The organism is Mycobacterium colombiense (assembly GCF_001672755.1).
In the GTDB taxonomy this organism is placed as follows: Bacteria; Actinomycetota; Actinomycetes; order Mycobacteriales; family Mycobacteriaceae; genus Mycobacterium; species Mycobacterium colombiense_C.
In genome coordinates, this window is sequence record NZ_LZKI01000184.1 from 1 (window position 1) to 1289 (window position 1289).

The following is a 1289-nucleotide window of genomic DNA, read 5'->3' on the forward strand; positions in this document are numbered from 1 at the left end:
GCCACCAATACCCGCTCCAATCGTGCGGTCAGTGTCTCGATGGTGTCGGGGTCGAACACATCGGTGCGGAATTCCACCGCTCCGCCGATCCCGGCGGGTTCACCGGCTGCGGTGAGGCGTTCGGCCAACGAGAACGCCAAATCCATTCGCGCGGTGCGGGTATCCACCGGCAGCGACGTGACCTGCAAGCCTGCGAGGGCCGGCATCGCGGGCTCTTGCTGCCAGGCCAACGCCACTTGGACCAGCGGATGGTGGGTCAGGTTCCGGGTCGGGTTGAGACGCTCGACGAGGACTTCGAAGGGCACGTCGTGGTGTTCGTAGGCGGCCAGGCTGCGCTCGCGGACCTGGGCCAGCAGCTCGGCGACGGTCGGATCACCCGTTAGATCAACTCGCAGCACCAGGGTGTTGACGAAAAAACCCACCAATTGATCGAGCGCCGGGTCATCCCGCCCGGCGATCGGGAAGCCCACCGCCACATCGGAATTGGCGCTGATCTTGGACAACAGCACCGCCAGTGCGGCCTGCACCACCATGAAGCTGGTCGCATTGTGCGCGCGGGCCACCCGGGCGATCTGCTGCTGCAGCTCGGCCGGCCAGTCCACCGTCACGGTGGCGCCGTGCTGATCGGCCACCGCCGGGTACGGCCGATCGGTGGGCAGGTGCAGGCGTTCGGGCAGGCCGGCCAGCGCCTGTTCCCAATAGGTCAGCTGCGCGCCGATGCGGCTTTGCGGATCGGCCAGATCGCCCAGCTGGGTGCGCTGCCACAGCGTGTAGTCGATGTACTGCACCGTCAACGGCGCCCATTGCGGTGCGTGCCCGCCGCGCCGGGCCGCATAGGCCTGGCCCAAATCCCGGATCAGCGGCGTCATCGACCAGCCGTCGGCGGCGATGTGGTGCACCACGGCCACCAGCACATGCTCGTCATCGGTGAGACGGAAAAGCGTTGCCCGCAAAGGGATCTCAGCGGCCAGATCGAAGCTGTGCCGGGCCACCGCCCCGATGGCCTCGTCCAGCCGGGCCGCCGACCAGCCGGCGGCCTCGACAACACCCCAATGCACGTCGACCTGCTCGGCAGCAACGACCCTCTGCTGGGGGATCCCCTCGGGCGCCACAAACAGGGTGCGCAGGCTCTCTTGACGGGCCACCACGTCGGCCAGCGCCGCACCCAACGCCTCGGCATCCAGGTAGCCGCCCAGCCGCAATGCCGCCGCCATGTTGTACACCGGCGAGGGGCCCTGCAACTGGTCAAGGAACCACAACCGCTGCTGGGCGAACGACAACGGCACCAC

Annotated in this window: 1 protein-coding gene; it reads right to left on the reverse strand. The window is 68.1% G+C overall.

Annotation, left to right across the window (positions count from 1 at the left end):
• Positions 1-1289: condensation domain-containing protein (locus A5708_RS23345; RefSeq protein WP_231118000.1), on the reverse strand; the 1289-nt coding region annotated here is incomplete at both ends.